The sequence below is a fragment of the Streptomyces sp. CA-288835 genome (assembly GCF_050936385.1).
Taxonomy (GTDB): Bacteria; Actinomycetota; Actinomycetes; order Streptomycetales; family Streptomycetaceae; genus Streptomyces.
Window position 1 is genome coordinate 6,197,719 of the sequence record NZ_JBNJMW010000001.1, and the last position, 17,866, is coordinate 6,215,584.

Here is a 17,866-nt window from a genome sequence, read left to right on the forward strand (position 1 = left end):
CTGTCCGTTTACTCGTCGAACCTCAAGACCGTCACCTCTGACGCAGTTGCGCGGGGGTCGCAGGAGGCACCGTGCTCACCGCGTTCGCCCGGGCGTTCAAGACGCCCGACCTGCGCAAGAAGCTGCTCTTCACGCTCGGCATCATCGTGATCTACCGGATCGGTACGCATATCCCGATCCCGGGCGTGGACTACAGGAACGTCCAGACCTGTATCGACAACGCCAACGCGAGCCAGGGCCTGCTGGGCCTGGTCAACATGTTCAGCGGTGGCGCTCTGCTGCAGATCACGGTCTTCGCGCTCGGCATCATGCCGTACATCACGGCGAGCATCATTCTGCAGCTGCTGACCGTGGTGATCCCGCGTCTGGAAGCCCTCAAGAAGGAGGGCCAGGCCGGCACGGCGAAGATCACGCAGTACACCCGTTATCTCACCGTGGCACTGGCCGTCCTCCAGGGCACCGGCCTGGTGGCCACCGCCCGCACGGGCGCGCTGTTCCAGGGCTGCCCCGTCGCCACGCAGATCGTGCCCGACCAGTCGATCTTCGTGACGATGACCATGGTCATCACCATGACCGCCGGTACGGCCACCGTCATGTGGCTCGGTGAGCTCATCACCGACCGCGGCATCGGCAACGGCATGTCGATCCTGATGTTCATCTCGATCGCCGCCACCTTCCCCTCCGCGCTGTGGGCCATCAAGGAGCAGGGCAACCTCGCCGGCGGCTGGATCGAATTCGGCATCGTGGTCGCCGTCGGCTTCGTCATGGTCGGGCTCGTGGTCTTCGTCGAGCAGGCCCAGCGCCGTATCCCGGTCCAGTACGCGAAGCGCATGATCGGCCGCCGCTCCTACGGCGGCACGTCGACGTACATCCCGCTGAAGGTCAACCAGGCGGGCATCATCCCTGTGATCTTCGCCTCGTCGCTGCTCTACATCCCGGCGTTGATCGCTCAGTTCGCCGGTGGAACTTCCGGCTGGAAGACCTGGATCGAGAAGAATCTTGCGGCAACGGACGCTCCGGCGCACCTCACCCTCTATTTCTTCCTGATCATTTTCTTCGCGTTCTTCTACGTGGCGATCTCGTTCAACCCCGAGGAAGTCGCGGACAACATGAAGAAGTATGGTGGCTTCATCCCGGGCATCCGGGCTGGCCGACCGACCGCTGAGTACCTCGGATACGTACTCAACCGGATCACCTGGCCGGGTTCGCTGTACCTGGGTCTGATTGCTCTCGTCCCGACGATGGCGTTTTCCGGGTTCGGGGCAAACCAGAACTTCCCGTTCGGCGGTACCAGCATCCTGATCATCGTGGGTGTGGGTCTGGAGACGGTGAAGCAGATCGAGAGCCAGCTCCAGCAGCGCAATTACGAAGGGTTCCTCCGCTGATGCGAATCGTCCTCGTTGGGCCCCCTGGTGCGGGCAAGGGAACGCAGGCCGCGTTTCTTGCCAAGAATCTGTCGATCCCGCACATCTCCACGGGCGACCTCTTCCGCTCCAACATCAGCCAGAAGACGGAACTCGGGAAACTCGCCAAGTCGTACATCGAGGCGGGGAACCTGGTACCGGACGAGGTCACGATCGGGATGGCCCGGGACCGCATGGAGCAGCCGGACGCCGAGAACGGCTTCCTGCTGGACGGCTTCCCGCGGAACGTCTCGCAGGCCGAGGCGCTGGACCAGGCGCTGAAGGCCGACGGTGTGGAGCTGGACGCGGTGCTGGACCTGGAGGTCCCCGAGGACGAGGTGGTCAAGCGCATCGCCGGCCGCCGCACCTGCCGCAAGGACTCGAGCCACGTCTTCCACGTGATCTACAGCCCGCCGAAGAAGCAGGACGTCTGTGACGTCTGCGGCGGCGAGCTGTACCAGCGTGGCGACGACTCCGAGGAGACCGTCCGCAAGCGGCTGGAGGTCTACCACACGCAGACCGAGCCGATCATCGACTACTACCGGGCCCAGGGCCTGGTCGTGACGATCTCGGCGCTCGGCAAGGTGGACGAGGTCACGCGGCGGGCGATGGACGCGCTGAAGCGTGGGGACGACGAGAGCTCTGAGGGTGACGAGAGCGCGTAGTCGTGTGTCTTGTTGGTTCGGCCGCGGTGCCCCCTCCGGGGACCGCGGCCGTACTGTTGTGTACGTAACTTTGTGACGCCGCCCAGTTTGTGGCACAGAAGACGGAGAGCGCAGGCCCCCCATGGTGCAGATCAAGACGCCCGAGCAGATCGCCAAGATGCGTGAGGCGGGGCTTGTTGTTGCCGCCATCCATAAGGCGACGCGTGAAGCGGCCGTGCCCGGGGCCACGACCAAGGATCTTGACGACGTTGCTCGCAAGGTGCTGGACGAGCATGGGGCCAAGTCGAACTTTCTGGGGTACGGAGGGTTTCCCGCGACGATCTGCACCTCCGCGAACGAGGTCGTCGTTCATGGGATTCCCAGTGACGACGTCGTTCTGAAAGACGGCGACATCATCTCCATCGACGCGGGGGCGATTGTGGATGGGTGGCATGGGGATGCCGCCTACACCGCGTTTGTGGGGAGTGGGCATGCGCCCGAGCTCGTTGAGCTTTCTCGGGTGACCGAGGAGTCGATGTGGGCGGGGATCGCTGCGATGAAGGTGGGGCATCGGCTTGTTGATGTGTCCCGGGCCATAGAGACGTATATCCGGCGGCAGCCCAAGCCGGGGGGTGGGCGGTACGGGATCATTGAGGACTATGGGGGGCATGGCATCGGTACGGAGATGCACATGGATCCGCATCTCTTGAACTATGTCGAGCGGAAGCGGGGGCGGGGGCCGAAGCTTGTGCCGGGGTTCTGTCTGGCCATTGAGCCGATGGTGTCCTTGGGGACGGCTAAGACCGAGGTTCTCTCGGATGACTGGACGGTCATCACCACGGATGGGACGTGGTCGTCCCACTGGGAGCACTCGGTTGCTCTGACGGAGGCGGGGCCGCTTGTGCTGACGGCTCCGGACGGGGGTAAGGCGAAGCTTGCCGAGTATGGGGTTGTGGCTGCGCCTGATCCGCTGGGGTGACGGAGGGGTTTCTTTCCCCAGGCCCGCCCCTTCCCGAAACTGAGGGCTGCGGCCCCAGGCCCCCCGCGAGGGGTGGGCGGGGGAGAAGAAGGTGGGCGGGAAACAACGGGTGGGTGGGGACCGCCTGGTGGGTGGGACCGGTTGCGGCTCGGTGCGGGTTCGTTGTGGCTTGTCGCTCCCCCACTCTCGACTTCGCTCGAGCGGGGGGACCCCCATCGCGCGGAGCCGCAAATCGACACAGCCCCGCGCCCCTAAAGGGGCGCCCCCGCCGAGCCGTAAAACAGGCGCCCGCCGTCCGTCCGCTTAAGGATCTTCCTGCTTGGGCAGGCTCTCAATTCGTGTTTCTGATGGCCCTGACGTAGACTGACTCGTCGGCTCTTGTGTACCCGCATGTCTGCATGCGGTTGTTGGAGCCGATCAAGGTAGTCGATTCGAAGGGCGAAGCGTGGCCAAGAAGCAAGGTGCCATCGAGATCGAGGGCACTGTCGTCGAGTCTCTTCCGAACGCCATGTTCAAGGTCGAGCTCCAGAACGGCCACCAGGTCCTGGCACACATCAGCGGCAAGATGCGTATGCACTACATCCGCATCCTCCCTGACGACCGGGTCGTGGTGGAGCTGTCTCCGTACGACCTGACACGTGGCCGGATCGTCTACCGGTACAAGTAGATCTTGCCTGTGCCCCGCTCCCGCGGGGTGGTGGCACTGACCCGGAGAACCTCACCTAATGAAGGTCAAGCCGAGCGTCAAGAAGATCTGCGACAAGTGCAGGGTGATCCGCCGTCACGGTCGGGTCATGGTCATCTGCGAAAACCCGCGCCACAAGCAGCGCCAGGGCTGACGCACGACCAACCTTCTGCATCCGCAGACTTCGCGCGACGCAAGTAGTACATGTTCATACGCAGGACCCGGGCGAGCGATCGCCTGATACCCCCGGTCGGAGGCCGGGGACTCAGTTCGTACCTGGTACGGCGGCTGAGAGCCGGTTCTGTGGAAGACCTCCGAACGACAACTGGAGCCATTGAATGGCACGCGTTTCCGGTGTTGACATCCCGCGCGAAAAGCGCGTGGAGGTTGCCCTCACCTACGTGTTCGGCATTGGCCGGACCCTCTCGCAGAAGACGCTGGCCGAGACCGGCGTCAACCCGAACACCCGCGTTCGCGACCTCTCCGAGGAGGAGCTGGTCAAGATCCGCGAGTACGTGGACAACAACATCAAGACCGAGGGTGACCTCCGTCGTGAGGTTCAGGCCGACATTCGCCGCAAGGTGGAGATCGGCTGCTACCAGGGTCTGCGTCACCGTCGTGGCCTGCCCGTCCACGGTCAGCGCACCAGCACCAACGCCCGTACCCGCAAGGGTCCGCGTCGCGCCATCGCCGGTAAGAAGAAGCCGGGCAAGAAGTAGTCCGCAGCGGACTTCGCCGTCCAGCGGTCTTCGCTGTAGGACCGACCACCTCCCCGTAGGAGAAATAGATGCCCCCCAAGGGACGTCAGGGCGCTGCCAAGAAGGTGCGCCGCAAGGAAAAGAAGAACGTCGCTCACGGCCACGCGCACATCAAGAGCACGTTCAACAACACCATCGTTTCGATCACCGACCCGACCGGCAACGTGATCTCCTGGGCCTCCGCCGGCCACGTCGGCTTCAAGGGCTCGCGTAAGTCGACTCCCTTCGCCGCGCAGATGGCCGCCGAGTCGGCCGCCCGTCGCGCGCAGGAGCACGGCATGCGCAAGGTGGATGTGTTCGTCAAGGGCCCGGGTTCGGGTCGTGAGACCGCCATCCGTTCGCTTCAGGCGACCGGTCTTGAGGTCGGCTCCATCCAGGACGTCACGCCCACCCCGCACAACGGCTGCCGTCCGCCCAAGCGTCGTCGCGTCTGACGCCAGCGACTTAAGGGCTTGCTGCGCCTCCGGGCTTTTCGGCCGGGGGTGTGGGGGTTGGCCCCCACGTGTAACAGCCGGGCGGTACGGCTCCGTAAAAGGGCCGTATCGCCCGTACCCTTGCAGTAACCCGCGCTCTGGTTGGCGCGGTTCCGTCGGGCGTCAAATAGCGGGCGTCCACGAAAAAAGGATCCACACATGCTGATCGCTCAGCGTCCCTCGTTGACTGAAGAGGTCGTCGACGAATTCCGCTCCCGGTTCGTGATCGAGCCGCTGGAGCCGGGCTTCGGTTACACCCTCGGCAACTCCCTGCGTCGTACGCTCCTGTCGTCGATTCCCGGTGCTGCTGTCACGAGCATCCGTATCGACGGTGTCCTGCACGAGTTCACCACCGTGCCGGGCGTCAAGGAGGACGTCACCGACCTGATCCTCAACATCAAGCAGCTGGTCGTGAGCAGTGAGCACGACGAGCCTGTGGTGATGTACCTGCGCAAGCAGGGGCCGGGTCTGGTGACCGCCGCCGACATCGCGCCGCCGGCCGGTGTCGAGGTGCACAACCCGGATCTCGTTCTTGCCACGCTCAACGGCAAGGGCAAGCTGGAGATGGAGCTCACGGTCGAGCGTGGCCGTGGTTACGTCTCCGCCGTGCAGAACAAGCAGGTCGGTCAGGAGATCGGGCGTATCCCGGTCGACTCGATCTACTCGCCGGTCCTCAAGGTCACGTACAAGGTCGAGGCCACGCGTGTTGAGCAGCGCACCGACTTCGACAAGCTGATCGTCGACGTCGAGACCAAGCAGGCCATGCGTCCGCGTGACGCCATGGCTTCCGCCGGTAAGACGTTGGTTGAGCTGTTCGGGCTTGCCCGTGAGCTCAACATCGACGCCGAGGGCATCGACATGGGTCCGTCGCCGACGGACGCCGCCCTGGCGGCCGACCTCGCGCTTCCCATCGAGGAACTCGAGCTGACCGTCCGCTCCTACAACTGCCTCAAGCGCGAGGGCATCCACTCCGTGGGTGAGCTCGTGGCTCGTTCCGAGGCCGACCTCCTGGACATTCGCAACTTCGGTGCGAAGTCCATCGACGAGGTCAAGGCGAAGCTGGCCGGCATGGGCCTGGCCCTGAAGGACAGCCCGCCCGGATTCGACCCGACCGCCGCCGCGGATGCCTTCGGCGCGGACGACGACGCAGACGCCGGGTTCGTCGAGACCGAGCAGTACTAAGAGCTCGGGACCGACTGCCGGTTCTAGGCTGCGGGGCCGTTGTGGCTGGTCGCGCCCACGCGGCGGAGCCGCAAATTGAGTACAGCCCCGCGCCCCTTAGGGGCTTCGCCCCTTACGGGCGCGGGTCCCGCCTCTCTCTTCGCGAGAGGGGCTGGTTGTTGCCGGTGAGCATCCGCTCACCGGGTCCTGACCTCGGTACCTCATACGGCCGGGGCAGATACCAAGGAGAAAGAAATGCCGAAGCCCGCCAAGGGTGCCCGTCTGGGCGGCAGTGCCGCGCACGAGAAGCTGCTTCTTGCGAACCTTGCCAAGGCGCTTTTCGAGCACGGCCGGATCACGACCACCGAGGCGAAGGCCCGCCGTCTGCGGCCCTACGCCGAGCGTCTGGTCACCAAGGCGAAGAAGGGCGACCTTCACAACCGCCGCCAGGTGCTCCAGGTCATCACGGACAAGAGCATCGTGCACACGCTCTTCACCGAGATCGGCCCGCGGTACGAGAACCGTCCGGGTGGCTACACCCGTATCACCAAGATCGGTAACCGTCGGGGCGACAACGCGCCCATGGCTGTCATCGAGCTGGTGGAGGCGCTGACCGTGGCCCAGGAGGCCACCGGTGAGGCCGAGGCGGCGACCAAGCGTGCCGTCAAGGAAGACGCCTTCAAGAAGGAAGACGTTCTCAAGAAGGACGAGGCCGCTGAGGCCGAGGCCGAAGAGGTCGTCGAGGACGCGAAGCCGGCTGCCGCCGAGGGCGACGAGTCCAAGGACGCCTGAGGTTTCACCTCGCGTCGTGCGGGTCCGCCCCTGAGGGGGCGGGCCCGTTTTCGTGTCCCTGAAAGGAACCAGGTGTGAGTGACGAGGTAGAGCCCGGGTTCGTACGGGTGCGGCTTGATCTGTCGTATGACGGGAGCGCGTTCTCCGGGTGGGCCAAGCAGGCCGGGGGGCGGCGGACCGTGCAGGGGGAGGTCGAGGATGCGCTGCGTACGGTGACGCGGTCGCGGGAGACGACGTACGAGCTGACCGTGGCGGGGCGGACCGATGCCGGGGTGCATGCGCGGGGGCAGGTGGCGCATGTCGATCTGCCCGAGGGGCTGTGGGCCGAGCATCGGGAGAAGCTGCTCAAGCGGCTGGCCGGGCGGTTGCCGAAGGATGTGCGGGTCTGGTCTCTCAGGGAGGCGCCCAGCGGCTTCAACGCGCGGTTCTCGGCGGTCTGGCGGCGGTACGCCTATCGCGTCACCGATAACCCGGGTGGCGTCGATCCGCTGTTGCGGAGCCATGTCCTCTGGCATGACTGGCCGCTCGACGTCGATGCCATGAACGAGGCGGCGCGGCCCCTGCTCGGGGAGCACGATTTCGCCGCGTATTGCAAGAAACGGGACGGGGCGACGACCATTCGTACGCTTCAGGAGCTGAGCCTGGCGCGCGGGGAGGACGGGGTGATTACGGCCACAGTGCGGGCCGATGCCTTCTGCCACAACATGGTGCGGTCGTTGATCGGGGCGCTGCTGTTCGTGGGGGACGGGCACCGGGGCACCGACTGGCCGGGGAAGGTGCTCGCCGCCGGGGTGCGGGACTCTGCGGTGCACGTCGTACGGCCTCATGGGCTGACTTTGGAGCAAGTCGGGTACCCCGCCGACGAGTTGCTGGCGGCGCGGAACAAGGAGGCGCGGAACCGGCGGTCGTTGCCGGGGACGGCGGGGTGCTGCTGAGTGAGAAGGCGCGTCTTATGCCCACTGCGGCGGTGAGGGAAACCCCTGCGTAACACGTATGTTCGGGTGTACCTACTGAAACTCGGTTACGATGCGGCTGCTCGGCTTTGAGTTTCATGTGTTGTGGCCGGGCTTGGGTGGGGGTAGCGGGCTGACCAGCCCGGGGGGTTTGTGCATGAGTGCAGTGGGGACTGCTCGTGTTCCACAGAACCGACGTCGTAGGCGGGCGCCGCAGAGTCATGGGCTGCTGCCGCAGCCGCCGGACGATGTGGAGAAGTACTCGTACGCGCGGCGGTATCTGTGGGTGCTGACGATCGGCTCGCTGATCAGTTTCGCGTGTCTGGCGATGAGTCAGTTTCTGTTCACGGCGTCGAGCCCGTGGTTCTGGCTGACGATGCCGCTGCTGGCATTCATCATCGCGGACTATCTGATCTCGCTGTATCTCGACGGGCTCAGCAAGGACTTCGACCTCAAGGGGCACAAGCGGCTCGTCCGCAAGTGGCAGCCCGCCGTGTACCCGAGCGTGGACATCTTCCTGCCGGTGTGCGGTGAGCCGCTGGAGGTGCTGCACAACACCTGGGTGCATGTGAACCGGCTCGCGGCCAGCTATCAGGGCGAGGTGAAGACGTACGTCCTGGACGACGCGGCCGAGGACGAGGTCGGGGCCATGGCGAACGACTTCGGGTTCAACTACGTGGTGCGGCCCAACCGGGGCTGGTTCAAGAAGGCCGGCAACCTCAATCACGCCTTCGAGAAGACCGACGGCGACCACATCCTGATCCTGGACGCCGACTTCGCGCCGCGCGCCGATCTGCTCGACGAACTGCTGCCGTACATGGACGACGACCCGAAGATCGGCATCGTGCAGTCGCCGCAGTTCTTCCGCATCGTCGACCGGCAGAACTGGATCGAGCGCGGGGCCGGCGCCGTGCAGGAGCAGTTCTACCGGTCCGTGCAGACGTCCCGGGAGGACAAGGACGGGTCCATCTGTGTGGGCTCCTGCGCCGTGTACCGGCGTGAGGCCCTGGCGCAGATCGGCGGCATCACGCTGATCGAGCACTCCGAGGACATGTACACCGGCTTCGATCTGCGGGCGCTGGGCTGGAAGCTGCGTTACGTGCCCGTCGCGCTGTCCGCCGGCGTGTGCCCGGACACGGCCGGTGCCTTCCACAACCAGCAGTACCGCTGGTGCATGGGCTCGCTGGAGCTGCTGACCAGCAAGCGGTTCTGGGAGATGGACCTGAAGTTCAAGACGCGGCTTTGCTACGTCTCCGGCTTCCTCTACTACCTGCAGACCGCGCTCGCCACGTTCATCGCGCCCGTCATCCCGCTCGCGCTGATGATCCTGCGCCCCGATCTGCTGCGGGCCGAGGCCGCGCTGTGGGTGCTGCCGAGTGTCGCGTACGTGACGCTGGTGCTGCCGTTGTGGCACCGGGCGCCGTACCGGCTCGAGGCGTGGTCCGTCCGGATCATGTACGGGTGGTCGCATGTCTTCGCGGTCTGGGACGTGCTGCGCGGCCGTCCGATGGGCTGGAAGCCCACGGGTTCGGACGGCGCCAAGAAGAACGGCATGCGCCGCTACTGGAACTGCATGATCTTCTGGACCGGCGGCACCGCCCTGCTCTGGATCGTCGTCGCCGCCTGGCGCATGCTCACCCTCTATCCGCCGGACTTCGCGCTGATGCTGTCGGCCGGGCTGTTCTACGGGATGGTCGTCGGCCGCGTCCTCGTACAGCCCCGTGCCCAGGAAGCGCAGGAAGTGACCGCATGACTTTCTCCGTACGTTCCGTCCACACGCTCCGGACCGTGCGGGCGCTTGCCGCCGCACTGTTGGCCGGTGCGCTGCTCGCCGGATGCAGCACGTTCTCCGAGGAGGGCCGCGACCAGTACGAGCGCAGCCAGGGGGAGCCGCCCGCTGCCGAAGGGGCCGAAGGCGCCGCCTCCGACGAGGAGAAGGAGAGCGAGTCCGCGAACCCGGAGCTGCCGTTCGACGTCAGACCGCTGCTGAAGCCGGACAAGGACTACCTGGGGCTGGCCGCCGACGGGGCGCCCGCCAAGATGACGGCCGTCAAGGACTTCGCCGAGAAGGCGGGCAAGAAGCCGAACCTCATCGAGTTCTACTCGGCCTGGGGCGACCAGTACGAGACGCGTCTGGTGAAGAACTCCTGGGACTACGGCGCGGTGTCCTTCATCGCGTGGGAGCCCTTCGAGACGCCCCTGAAGGACATCGCCTCCGGCAAGGAGGACGAGTACATCCGCGAGTACGCGCGCTCCGTCAAGAAGCTGAACCTGCCGGTGGCGATCAGCTGGGCGCACGAGATGAACGGCTTCTGGTACCCGTGGGGCACCAAGAAGGTCACGGCCGAGGAGTTCGTCGCCGCGTACAAGCACATCCACGACGTGTTCGCCGAAGAGGGTGCCACGCAGGTCATCTGGGTGTGGAGCCCGAACGTCATCAACCCGATGCCGAAGGTGAAGCTCGAGCCGTACTGGCCGGGTGACGAGTACGTCGACTGGGTCGGCGTGATCGGCTATTACGCGGCCACGGGTCCCTCGACGTACCCGGAGCTCTACGGGCCGACGATGACCCAGATACGTACCTTCACGAAGAAACCGTTCATCATCGCGGAGACCGCGGCGCAGGCCGGCGAGCGCAAGCCCGCCGACATCAAGGATCTCTTCAAGGGGACGGCGAAGGCGAAGGACGTCATCGGGTTCGTCTGGTTCAACTTCGACAAGGAGACCGACTGGCGCATCAGCAGTGGCCCGCTGTCCCAGAAGACCTTCAGGGAGCAGGCCCAGAGCGACAGCTTCGGATTCGATGTGACCAAGCCATGACGAACCGACGCACGCCCACCTGGGCGGAGGACTCTGAGCTGCGCGGCGGGGGGCACGAGCGCCCGTACGCGTACGAGCAGGGGAATCAACAGGCCTACGACCAGGGGAATCAGCAGCAGTATCAGGGACAGCAGCAGGCGTACGGGCAGCAGGGGAACCAGCAGGCGTACGGGCAGGGTCACCAGCAGTCACACGCGCAGCCGGGGCAGCAGCAGTACGGGCAAGGGGCCCAGCAGTCGTACCCCCAGGCGCAGCAGCGGCAGGTCGGGAACGAGAGTCTGCGGCAGTACGTGCAGAACGCGCCGCCGCCCGTGTACCCGCACCATCCCGAGTACGACGAGGGCGCCGCGGGCGGGCGGCAGCTGACCAACACCGGCACCTGGCGGTTCAACGGCCGGACGTCCAAGTACCTGGACCAGGCGACGTTCCAGATCTACGCGCCCTTCGACCCGTACGCACAGCTCACCGCGGTCGAGCCGGAACCTCAGGCGCAGGAGGAGAAGCCGGGGTACACGCTGCCCGAGGTGCCCGAGTCGGCCTGGTCGGTGGACACCCGGCGCAGCAAGCTGCTCGGCCGCGCGGTGCTGCTGTTCATCCTGCTCGTGCAGGCCGGGCTGTCCCTCCGCCTGAAGGGGACGGCCTTCCAGGACGAGGCGCTGTATGTCGCGTCCGGCCACTACGAGCTGGCCAACCTGCTGCACGGCACGAAGCTGCCCGTCGACTTCGCGGCCTACTTCTCCGGCCACCCCAAGCTGTATCCGGTGCTCGCGGCGGTCGTGGACAGCCAGTTCGGGCTGACCGGCGTACGGCTGGTGAGCCTGGCGTTCATGCTGGCCTCCACCGGGCTGCTCTACTCGCTCACCCGGCGGCTGTTCAACCTCCGTGCCGCACTCGGAGCGGCCGCGCTGTTCTCGGTGATCCAGTCGACGAGCGTGCTCGGCAACTTCGCCACGTACGACGCCGCCGCGGTCTTCCTGCTCGCGCTCGCTGCCTGGGCGGTGGTGCGCACCGACCGGATGGGCGCCTTCGCGGTGCTGCTCGCGGCGCCGCCGGCCGCGCTCGCCTTCGGAGTGAAGTACGCCTCCGGGCTCTATCTGCCGACCCTGGTACTCCTCGCGGTGGTCACCGCGCACCGGCACCGCGGCATCGGCGCGCTGTGGCGCGGTGTGGTGCTGGGCGCGGGCACCGTGGTGCTGCTCGGCGTCGGCTACTACTTCTCCGGGCCGCTGGGCGGCATCAGCTCCACCACCACCGACCGCGCGAAGGGCCAGGACACCGCGGCGACGATGCTCCAGCACAGCGCGGAGTGGGGCGGCCTGGTCTTCCTGGCCGCGCTGGGCGGCTCGATCGCGTACGTGATACGCGGCCGGATGGGCGAGATGCCGTGGATCGGCGACACCACCACCCCGGGCCGCTGGCGCCGCGCCTCGCTCGGCCTGCTGCTGACCGGCACCGCGCTGCTCGCGCCCGCGTACCAGATCCACCTCCAGACCGAGATCTCGCTCTACAAGCACGTCGGCTTCGGCCTGCTCTTCGCGGCGCCGATGGCCGGACTCGGCATGGCCCGCCTGGTCGGCCCGCACTTCCGGCATCCGCAGCTCGGGATTCTGCTGTACTCCCTCGTGCTGGTGTTCGGCATGGTCCAGGCGCAGCGGGCGTACAGCTTCCCGGACTCGACGGAGATGATCGCGTACATGCGCAAGGTGGTCGACAAGAAGGGCGAGTATCTGGCCGAGGAGCAGGAGGTTCCGGGCTACTACCTGCGTGACAAGACGAACTGGACGCAGTGGCAGAACTCCTACTTCATGGACTATCAGGGCAAGAAGGACAAGAAGCAGTACTCCGGCCCTGAAGCCTTCCGGCAGGCCGTCCGTGAGGGGCACTTCGACGCGATCGTGATGCACGGCGGGGTGAGCCCCGACACGTTCAAGGCGGTCAAGGAGGGCCTGAAGGGCAACTCCCACTACCGGCTGGCCGCCGTCCTCCCCTTCACCACGAGCAGCGGTGAGCGCGCCTACCGGATTTGGGTGAAGCGATGACCGTCAATGCCTCCCCGCCGTACGGCGGCGGATACCCGGATGCCCACGGCAACCATGATCCGTACGCGGGTCAGGGCGGCTACGGGGGTCACGGCTCGTACGCCGGTGGCCAGGGCGGTTACGGCAACCAGGGCGCCTATGCCGACCCGGCGCAGGGCGGGTACGCGGGTCCCGGTCAGTACGCCGACCCCGGTACGTACGCCGCCCCGGGAACGTACGCCCATCCCGGCCAGGACACCTACACCCCCGAGCCCGCTCCGGTCGAACCGCCCCCGGCCCGGCACCGCGCGCCCAAGGCGGAAGAGCCCAAGGCCGAGGAGCCCAAGGCCGAACCCGAGGCCGACGAGGAGCAGCCCGACGAGCCGGAAGGCGCGCGGCTCGCCGGTGCGCTGACCTTCCTGGTGCCCACGGTGCTGTCCTTCGCCATGATCTGGCGAGGGATCGGCGAGCGGCAGCTGTGGCGGGACGAGCACGCCACCTGGTGGGCGGCGACCCTGTCGTTCCACGACCTGAGCATGCTGATCCGCACCATCGACGTGGTCTTCACGCCGTACTACGTGCTCATGCACGCCTGGATCGCCGTCGCCGGGGACACCCCGACGGCGATGCGGATCCCCGGCGCGGTGGCCATGGCGGCGTCCTGCGGTCTGCTCGCCCTGCTCGGGCGGCGGCTGTTCACCACCCAGGTGGGAATCCTCGCGGGACTCGCCTTCGCCGTCGTACCGGCGGCGACGCGGTACGGGCAGGAGATCCGGCCGTACGCCTTCGCCGTGGCGGCCGTGCTGCTGTCGACCTGGCTGCTCGCCCGGGCCCTGGACGAGCCGTCCTTCAAGGTGTGGGTCGCCTACACCCTGTCGGTGCCGCTGATCGGCTGGAGCCATCTGGCTTCGATGGCGGTGCTCGGCGCGCATCTGGTGATGATCCTCATCGCGCGCCGCGAGGGCGACAAGATCGTGGGCTGGGCGTATGCCGCCGCCTGCACCCTGGGTCTGTGCTTCGTCATACCCATGGCCGTCTCGGGCTCGGGGCAGAGCGGGCAGATCGCCTGGAACAACCCCGTGCTCAAGGACCTGATCTTCTTCCCGAAGAACCTCTTCGGGTCCTGGGAGGTCGCCGTGCCGGTGATGGCGTTCGGCGCGCTCGGACTCCTCTTCGCGGGCAAACGGGCCCTCGCACTGGCCGTCTGGATCGTGCTCCCGCCGCTCGCCACATACGTCACCGCCGAGCAGCTCCATCTCTTCCTGCCGCGCTACCTGCTGTTCACGGCGCCCGCCTGGGTGCTGCTCGCGGCCGTGGCCGTGTGCCGGCTCGCCGGTCCGGTCGCCGGGGCGAAGGCCGGTTCCGGCGCCGCGGCGCGGCGCGGCTTCGGCTGGGTGCTCGCCGCGGCGGCGGTCGCCGGGATCGCCTTCCAGGCGCAGCCGGGCATCCGTGAGACCCGGGTGAACGCGGCGGGCGAGCCGGACTTCCGCGGCGCCGCCCGGATCATCGAGGCCGGGCAGAAGAAGGGCGACGGCATCGTCTTCAGCGGTGAGATGTCCGAACGCCGGGCCATGGACTACGAGTTGCGCAACGACGCGGGCCGCCCGAAGGACTGGCTGATGTACCGCACGCCGCAGGAGCTGGGCTCGTTCGGCGCCGCCGAGTGCCCCAATCCCGCGCAGTGCCTGGCGAAGGCCGACCGTCTGTGGCTCGTCGCGACGGGGTACGACGGGAATCCGTTCACCGGCATGTCGAAGGAGTCGGCGACCGCGATCAAGAAGAGCTTCCGCACCGCGAAGACGCGGAAGCTGGACAGTCTCCAGCTCGTGCTCCTCGAAAGGACACGCGCCGCGACGGACGACTCCACCGAGGAGAAGGACGACGCCGGCAAGCGCAAGGTGCACACCTGAGCTGGCTTTGGGACGGACGCCGGAAACGCCCGCGTCCGTAGGGGTTCCTGTATGGGGACATGGGGAGGGAAAAAGATGACGTACGACCTGGGGGCGGGCGCGGCGGTCACCGTGGTGATGCCTACGTACAACGAGGCGGCCAACCTGCCGAGAATGGCCGAAGCGGTCCTTCAACTACCGCTCAGCGGGCTGCACTTGAAGATAGTGGACGACTCCAGTCCGGATGGCACCGGGCGAATAGCCGACGAGCTGGCGGAGAAGTACAACGCCGACCAGCCCGCCTGGCGGCCCCGGATGAGCGTGCTGCACCGCACCGAGAAGGACGGCCTGGGACGCGCGTACGTGGCGGGCATGAGCGCCGCCGTCGACGAGGGCGCCGAGTACGTCGTGCAGATGGACGCCGACGGCAGCCATCCCGTGGAAGCGGTCCCACGGATGCTCGGCACCGCCGTGGCCTCGGGCGTCGGCCTGGTCGTCGGCAGCCGGTACGTACAGGGCGGCTCGCTCGACGAGGACTGGGGCGCGCACCGCGTACTGCTGTCCCGCTTCGCCAACCGCTACGCGCGCACCGTGCTCGGCACGAAGATCCGCGACATCACGGCCGGCTTCAACCTCTGGTCGGCCCAGACCCTGCGGGACGTGGACCTGCACTCCCTGGACAGCGCGGGCTACAGCTTCCAGGTCGAGCTCAAGTACAAGGCCGTACGAGCCGGTCACAGCGCCGTCGAGATCCCGATCCGCTTCGAGGAGCGCACCGAGGGCGTCTCGAAGATGACCTTGCGTACGCAGCTGGAGTCGGCGGTCGTGCCCGTACGGCTGCGGCTGAAGCACAAGTAACGGGCGGTACGGGGCAGTTGGCGGCGGTCGCCCATGGGTGGCCGCCGCTTTCCCGTTGCCCGCCTGCCGGTACCGCTACTCGTTGGCCGCGGCCGAGGCCTGCGCCTCGCCACGGCGGCGGATCTGACGGAACGTGAACTCCCCGAGGTCGTCGCCGGTGGAGAAGACCTTGGTGTCCTTCTGGGTGACGTCCTTGCCGTTGGTGAAGCCGGCGACCGTGAAGTAGGCATAGCGGCCGTACGAGTTGGTCGTCGAGCGGCAGACCGCCGAGCTGCAGAACGCGGGAACTCCGTCGCCCGACAGCGACTGGACGACGCTCTTGTTGTCGGCGTCGTTCTTGGCCTTCGTCGCCTTGGCCTCGGTGTCGAAGACGGCCACGCCGACCGTCACCGCCACACCGTCCAGGGAGTACGTGACGCGCATCAGCCGCGTGCAGTCGTTCTTCGTGAGGACCGTGCCGAGCGAGCCCTGAACGGCCGACGCGCAGTCCTTCGTGGATGCGGTCTTGCCCTTCTCGTAGCGGCTCTCGCCCATCGTGAGCCGCGAACCGGGGAAGAGGATGTCCGGGCTGAGCGGAGCCGTGTCCTTCTTCACGTTGGAGATGAAGTCCTTCGGGTCCAGCGGCGGCGGCGCCGAGGTCTCCGCGAAGGTCGGCTCGGGCCCGGTGGTGTCCGGCGGGATGTCCGAGGTGGCGGGCAGATCGGAGGCAGGCCGGTTCGCCGCCTGGCCGTTGCCGTCGGTCGAGACCACGGCCACGGCGACGGCCGCGCCTATCGCCACGGTGGCCAGCGCGCCACCGCCCACCATCAGCCACCTGCGGCGCCTGTTGCGCGACTCGGACGCCTCGGCGAGCGCAGCCCAGTCGGGGGTCTGGCTGCCCCACTGCGGCTGCTGAGAACCCGATCCCCCGGGACCCCACTGAGGTCCCCCCTGCCCAAAGCTCATGGGGCGCATCTTAGACGGGACAAGGGGTGTACTGGTCCCACACCAGTAACAGGGCCAACTCTCGGCCGCTCGCGCGTTTTGACCCGTGTGGCCCGCCGGAGCTATTCTTGCCCTTCGTTATGTGTATTGGCTTGCTCATTCTCACGTGAGAGGCCCTTACACCGGTCCACCGGGGCCGATGACCAGCGATCTGCATGCGGTTGCGTCGCCGCCGTGCGGTCAGGGCTGTCGTGATCGTCCGTGGTGGCCTTGTCAGGACCCACTCACTGAAGAAGCGAAGGCTACGAACCGTGCGTACGTACAGCCCCAAGCCCGGCGACATCACTCGCCAGTGGCATGTCATCGATGCCCGGGACGTCGTTCTCGGCCGTCTGGCGACCACCGCCGCCACCCTTCTGCGGGGCAAGCACAAGCCGATCTACGCTCCGCACGTCGACGCTGGTGACTTCGTCATCATCATCAACGCGGACAAGGTCCACCTGTCCGGCAACAAGCGGACCCAGAAGCTGGCCTACCGCCACTCCGGGTACCCGGGTGGTCTGCGCTCCGTCCGTTACGACGAGCTGCTGGACAAGAACCCCGAGAAGGCCGTCGAGAAGGCCGTCAAGGGCATGCTCCCGAAGAACTCCCTGGGCCGACAGATGCTCTCGAAGCTGAAGGTCTACAAGGGTGACCAGCACCCGCACGGCGCGCAGCAGCCGCAGCCGTACGAGATCACCCAGGTCGCGCAGTAAGTCCGGCCACCCCTAAGACTGAAGAGAATCTGAGGAGAATCGTGGCCGAGACCACTCCCGAGCAGCCGGTCGAAGAGACCGAGCTCGTCGACATCGAGCAGTACACCACCGAGTCCGAGGCCCCCGTCGAGGGCGAGTACACCTCGGAGTCCATGGCTTCCCGCTTCGGCGAGCCGCAGCCGGCCGCCGGACTGGGTCGCCGTAAGAACGCCATCGCCCGCGTCCGGATCGTTCCGGGCTCCGGCAAGTGGAAGATCAACGGTCGCACCCTTGAGGACTACTTCCCCAACAAGGTGCACCAGCAGGAAGTCAACGAGCCCTTCAAGGTGCTCGAGCTCGACGACCGTTACGACGTTGTCGCCCGCATCTCGGGTGGCGGCGTCTCCGGTCAGGCCGGTGCGCTCCGTCTCGGAGTCGCCCGCGCGCTGAACGAGGCGGACGTCGACAACAACCGTGGCGCCCTGAAGAAGGCCGGATTCCTTCGTCGCGACGACCGTGCGGTCGAGCGCAAGAAGGCCGGTCTCAAGAAGGCCCGCAAGGCGCCGCAGTACAGCAAGCGCTAGTCGTACCGCGTGCTCCGCACGCAGCATCCGCCCCGGCGGCACTCTCGTGCCGCCGGGGCGTGGCATTTACGGCAAGCAGGCATTTACCAGGGCCTTACGTCACCGTCCGTCAGCCTGGGAACTGAGGATGTACGTGATCAAGGCCTTACCTGGACACTCGGCATGAGCCGCAATTTCTGAGCATGTTCGGA

At 66.8% G+C, this 17,866-nt stretch carries 18 protein-coding genes; 17 read left to right on the forward strand and 1 reads right to left on the reverse strand.

Going from position 1 to position 17,866, the window contains the following annotated elements:
* The first annotated feature begins 71 nt into the window (after positions 1 to 71).
* The 15 genes from secY to ACQEVY_RS28420 all read left to right on the forward strand — a co-directional run bounded on the left by secY (position 72) and on the right by ACQEVY_RS28420 (position 15,433).
* Positions 72 to 1,385, forward strand: a complete 1,314-nt coding sequence (gene secY / locus ACQEVY_RS28350) for a preprotein translocase subunit SecY (RefSeq protein ID WP_432952216.1) — start codon at positions 72 to 74, stop codon at positions 1,383 to 1,385.
* Entirely contained in the window at positions 1,385 to 2,068 is a 684-nt protein-coding gene (locus tag ACQEVY_RS28355; RefSeq protein WP_328771081.1) for an adenylate kinase, read from the forward strand. The genes secY and ACQEVY_RS28355 overlap by 1 nt, the downstream gene beginning before the upstream one ends.
* A gap of 121 nt (positions 2,069 to 2,189) precedes the next feature.
* Positions 2,190 to 3,026: a type I methionyl aminopeptidase gene (gene map / locus ACQEVY_RS28360; RefSeq protein ID WP_432952217.1), complete on the forward strand. Its 837-nt coding sequence runs from the start codon at positions 2,190 to 2,192 to the stop codon at positions 3,024 to 3,026.
* A 445-nt stretch (positions 3,027 to 3,471) separates the two neighbouring features.
* The gene (gene infA / locus ACQEVY_RS28365; RefSeq protein WP_003948620.1) at positions 3,472 to 3,693 is read left to right on the forward strand and encodes a translation initiation factor IF-1; all 222 of its coding nucleotides are present in this window, start codon (positions 3,472 to 3,474) and stop codon (positions 3,691 to 3,693) included.
* Between the two features lie 58 nt (positions 3,694 to 3,751).
* Positions 3,752 to 3,865 (forward strand): 50S ribosomal protein L36, encoded by a 114-nt coding sequence (gene rpmJ / locus ACQEVY_RS28370; RefSeq protein ID WP_003998809.1) that lies wholly within the window; start codon positions 3,752 to 3,754, stop codon positions 3,863 to 3,865.
* A 184-nt stretch (positions 3,866 to 4,049) separates the two neighbouring features.
* A complete protein-coding gene (rpsM, locus tag ACQEVY_RS28375) occupies positions 4,050 to 4,430 on the forward strand; it encodes a 30S ribosomal protein S13 (RefSeq protein WP_119102568.1) in 381 nt (126 codons plus the stop codon).
* 68 nt (positions 4,431 to 4,498) lie between these two features.
* Positions 4,499 to 4,903, forward strand: coding sequence for a 30S ribosomal protein S11 (rpsK, locus tag ACQEVY_RS28380; RefSeq protein ID WP_003948617.1), 405 nt, complete (start codon positions 4,499 to 4,501; stop codon positions 4,901 to 4,903).
* 198 nt (positions 4,904 to 5,101) lie between these two features.
* Positions 5,102 to 6,124 carry a DNA-directed RNA polymerase subunit alpha gene (locus tag ACQEVY_RS28385; protein WP_003966937.1) on the forward strand — a complete coding sequence of 341 codons (1,023 nt, stop codon included), beginning with the start codon at positions 5,102 to 5,104 and terminating at the stop codon, positions 6,122 to 6,124.
* Positions 6,125 to 6,358: 234 nt separating this feature from the next.
* Positions 6,359 to 6,895 carry a 50S ribosomal protein L17 gene (gene rplQ / locus ACQEVY_RS28390; RefSeq protein WP_432952218.1) on the forward strand — a complete coding sequence of 179 codons (537 nt, stop codon included), beginning with the start codon at positions 6,359 to 6,361 and terminating at the stop codon, positions 6,893 to 6,895.
* A gap of 74 nt (positions 6,896 to 6,969) precedes the next feature.
* Complete coding sequence (gene truA, locus ACQEVY_RS28395) at positions 6,970 to 7,830, forward strand: tRNA pseudouridine(38-40) synthase TruA (protein WP_432952219.1); 861 nt, start codon at positions 6,970 to 6,972, stop codon at positions 7,828 to 7,830.
* A 175-nt stretch (positions 7,831 to 8,005) separates the two neighbouring features.
* Positions 8,006 to 9,601, forward strand: a complete 1,596-nt coding sequence (locus tag ACQEVY_RS28400) for a glycosyltransferase family 2 protein (protein WP_432952220.1) — start codon at positions 8,006 to 8,008, stop codon at positions 9,599 to 9,601.
* Positions 9,598 to 10,668 carry a glycoside hydrolase family 26 protein gene (locus ACQEVY_RS28405; protein ID WP_432952221.1) on the forward strand — a complete coding sequence of 357 codons (1,071 nt, stop codon included), beginning with the start codon at positions 9,598 to 9,600 and terminating at the stop codon, positions 10,666 to 10,668. The genes ACQEVY_RS28400 and ACQEVY_RS28405 overlap by 4 nt, the downstream gene beginning before the upstream one ends.
* Positions 10,665 to 12,707 carry a glycosyltransferase family 39 protein gene (locus ACQEVY_RS28410; RefSeq protein WP_432952222.1) on the forward strand — a complete coding sequence of 681 codons (2,043 nt, stop codon included), beginning with the start codon at positions 10,665 to 10,667 and terminating at the stop codon, positions 12,705 to 12,707. Before ACQEVY_RS28405 ends, ACQEVY_RS28410 begins: the two co-directional genes overlap by 4 nt.
* A complete protein-coding gene (locus ACQEVY_RS28415) occupies positions 12,704 to 14,596 on the forward strand; it encodes a glycosyltransferase family 39 protein (RefSeq protein ID WP_432952223.1) in 1,893 nt (630 codons plus the stop codon). Before ACQEVY_RS28410 ends, ACQEVY_RS28415 begins: the two co-directional genes overlap by 4 nt.
* 75 nt (positions 14,597 to 14,671) lie before the next feature.
* Positions 14,672 to 15,433, forward strand: a complete 762-nt coding sequence (locus ACQEVY_RS28420) for a polyprenol monophosphomannose synthase (RefSeq protein ID WP_328771089.1) — start codon at positions 14,672 to 14,674, stop codon at positions 15,431 to 15,433.
* Between the two features lie 75 nt (positions 15,434 to 15,508).
* Here ACQEVY_RS28420 and ACQEVY_RS28425 read toward each other — a convergent pair whose 3' ends face one another.
* Entirely contained in the window at positions 15,509 to 16,378 is an 870-nt protein-coding gene (locus ACQEVY_RS28425; RefSeq protein ID WP_432952224.1) for a hypothetical protein, read from the reverse strand.
* 290 nt (positions 16,379 to 16,668) lie between these two features.
* On the opposite strand from ACQEVY_RS28425, the gene rplM reads away from it, so the two are divergent.
* Together rplM and rpsI are read left to right on the forward strand one after the other, a co-directional pair.
* Positions 16,669 to 17,112 (forward strand): 50S ribosomal protein L13, encoded by a 444-nt coding sequence (gene rplM, locus ACQEVY_RS28430; RefSeq protein WP_344391399.1) that lies wholly within the window; start codon positions 16,669 to 16,671, stop codon positions 17,110 to 17,112.
* A 41-nt stretch (positions 17,113 to 17,153) separates the two neighbouring features.
* Positions 17,154 to 17,675 carry a 30S ribosomal protein S9 gene (rpsI, locus tag ACQEVY_RS28435; RefSeq protein WP_432952225.1) on the forward strand — a complete coding sequence of 174 codons (522 nt, stop codon included), beginning with the start codon at positions 17,154 to 17,156 and terminating at the stop codon, positions 17,673 to 17,675.
* The last annotated feature ends 191 nt before the right edge of the window (positions 17,676 to 17,866 follow it).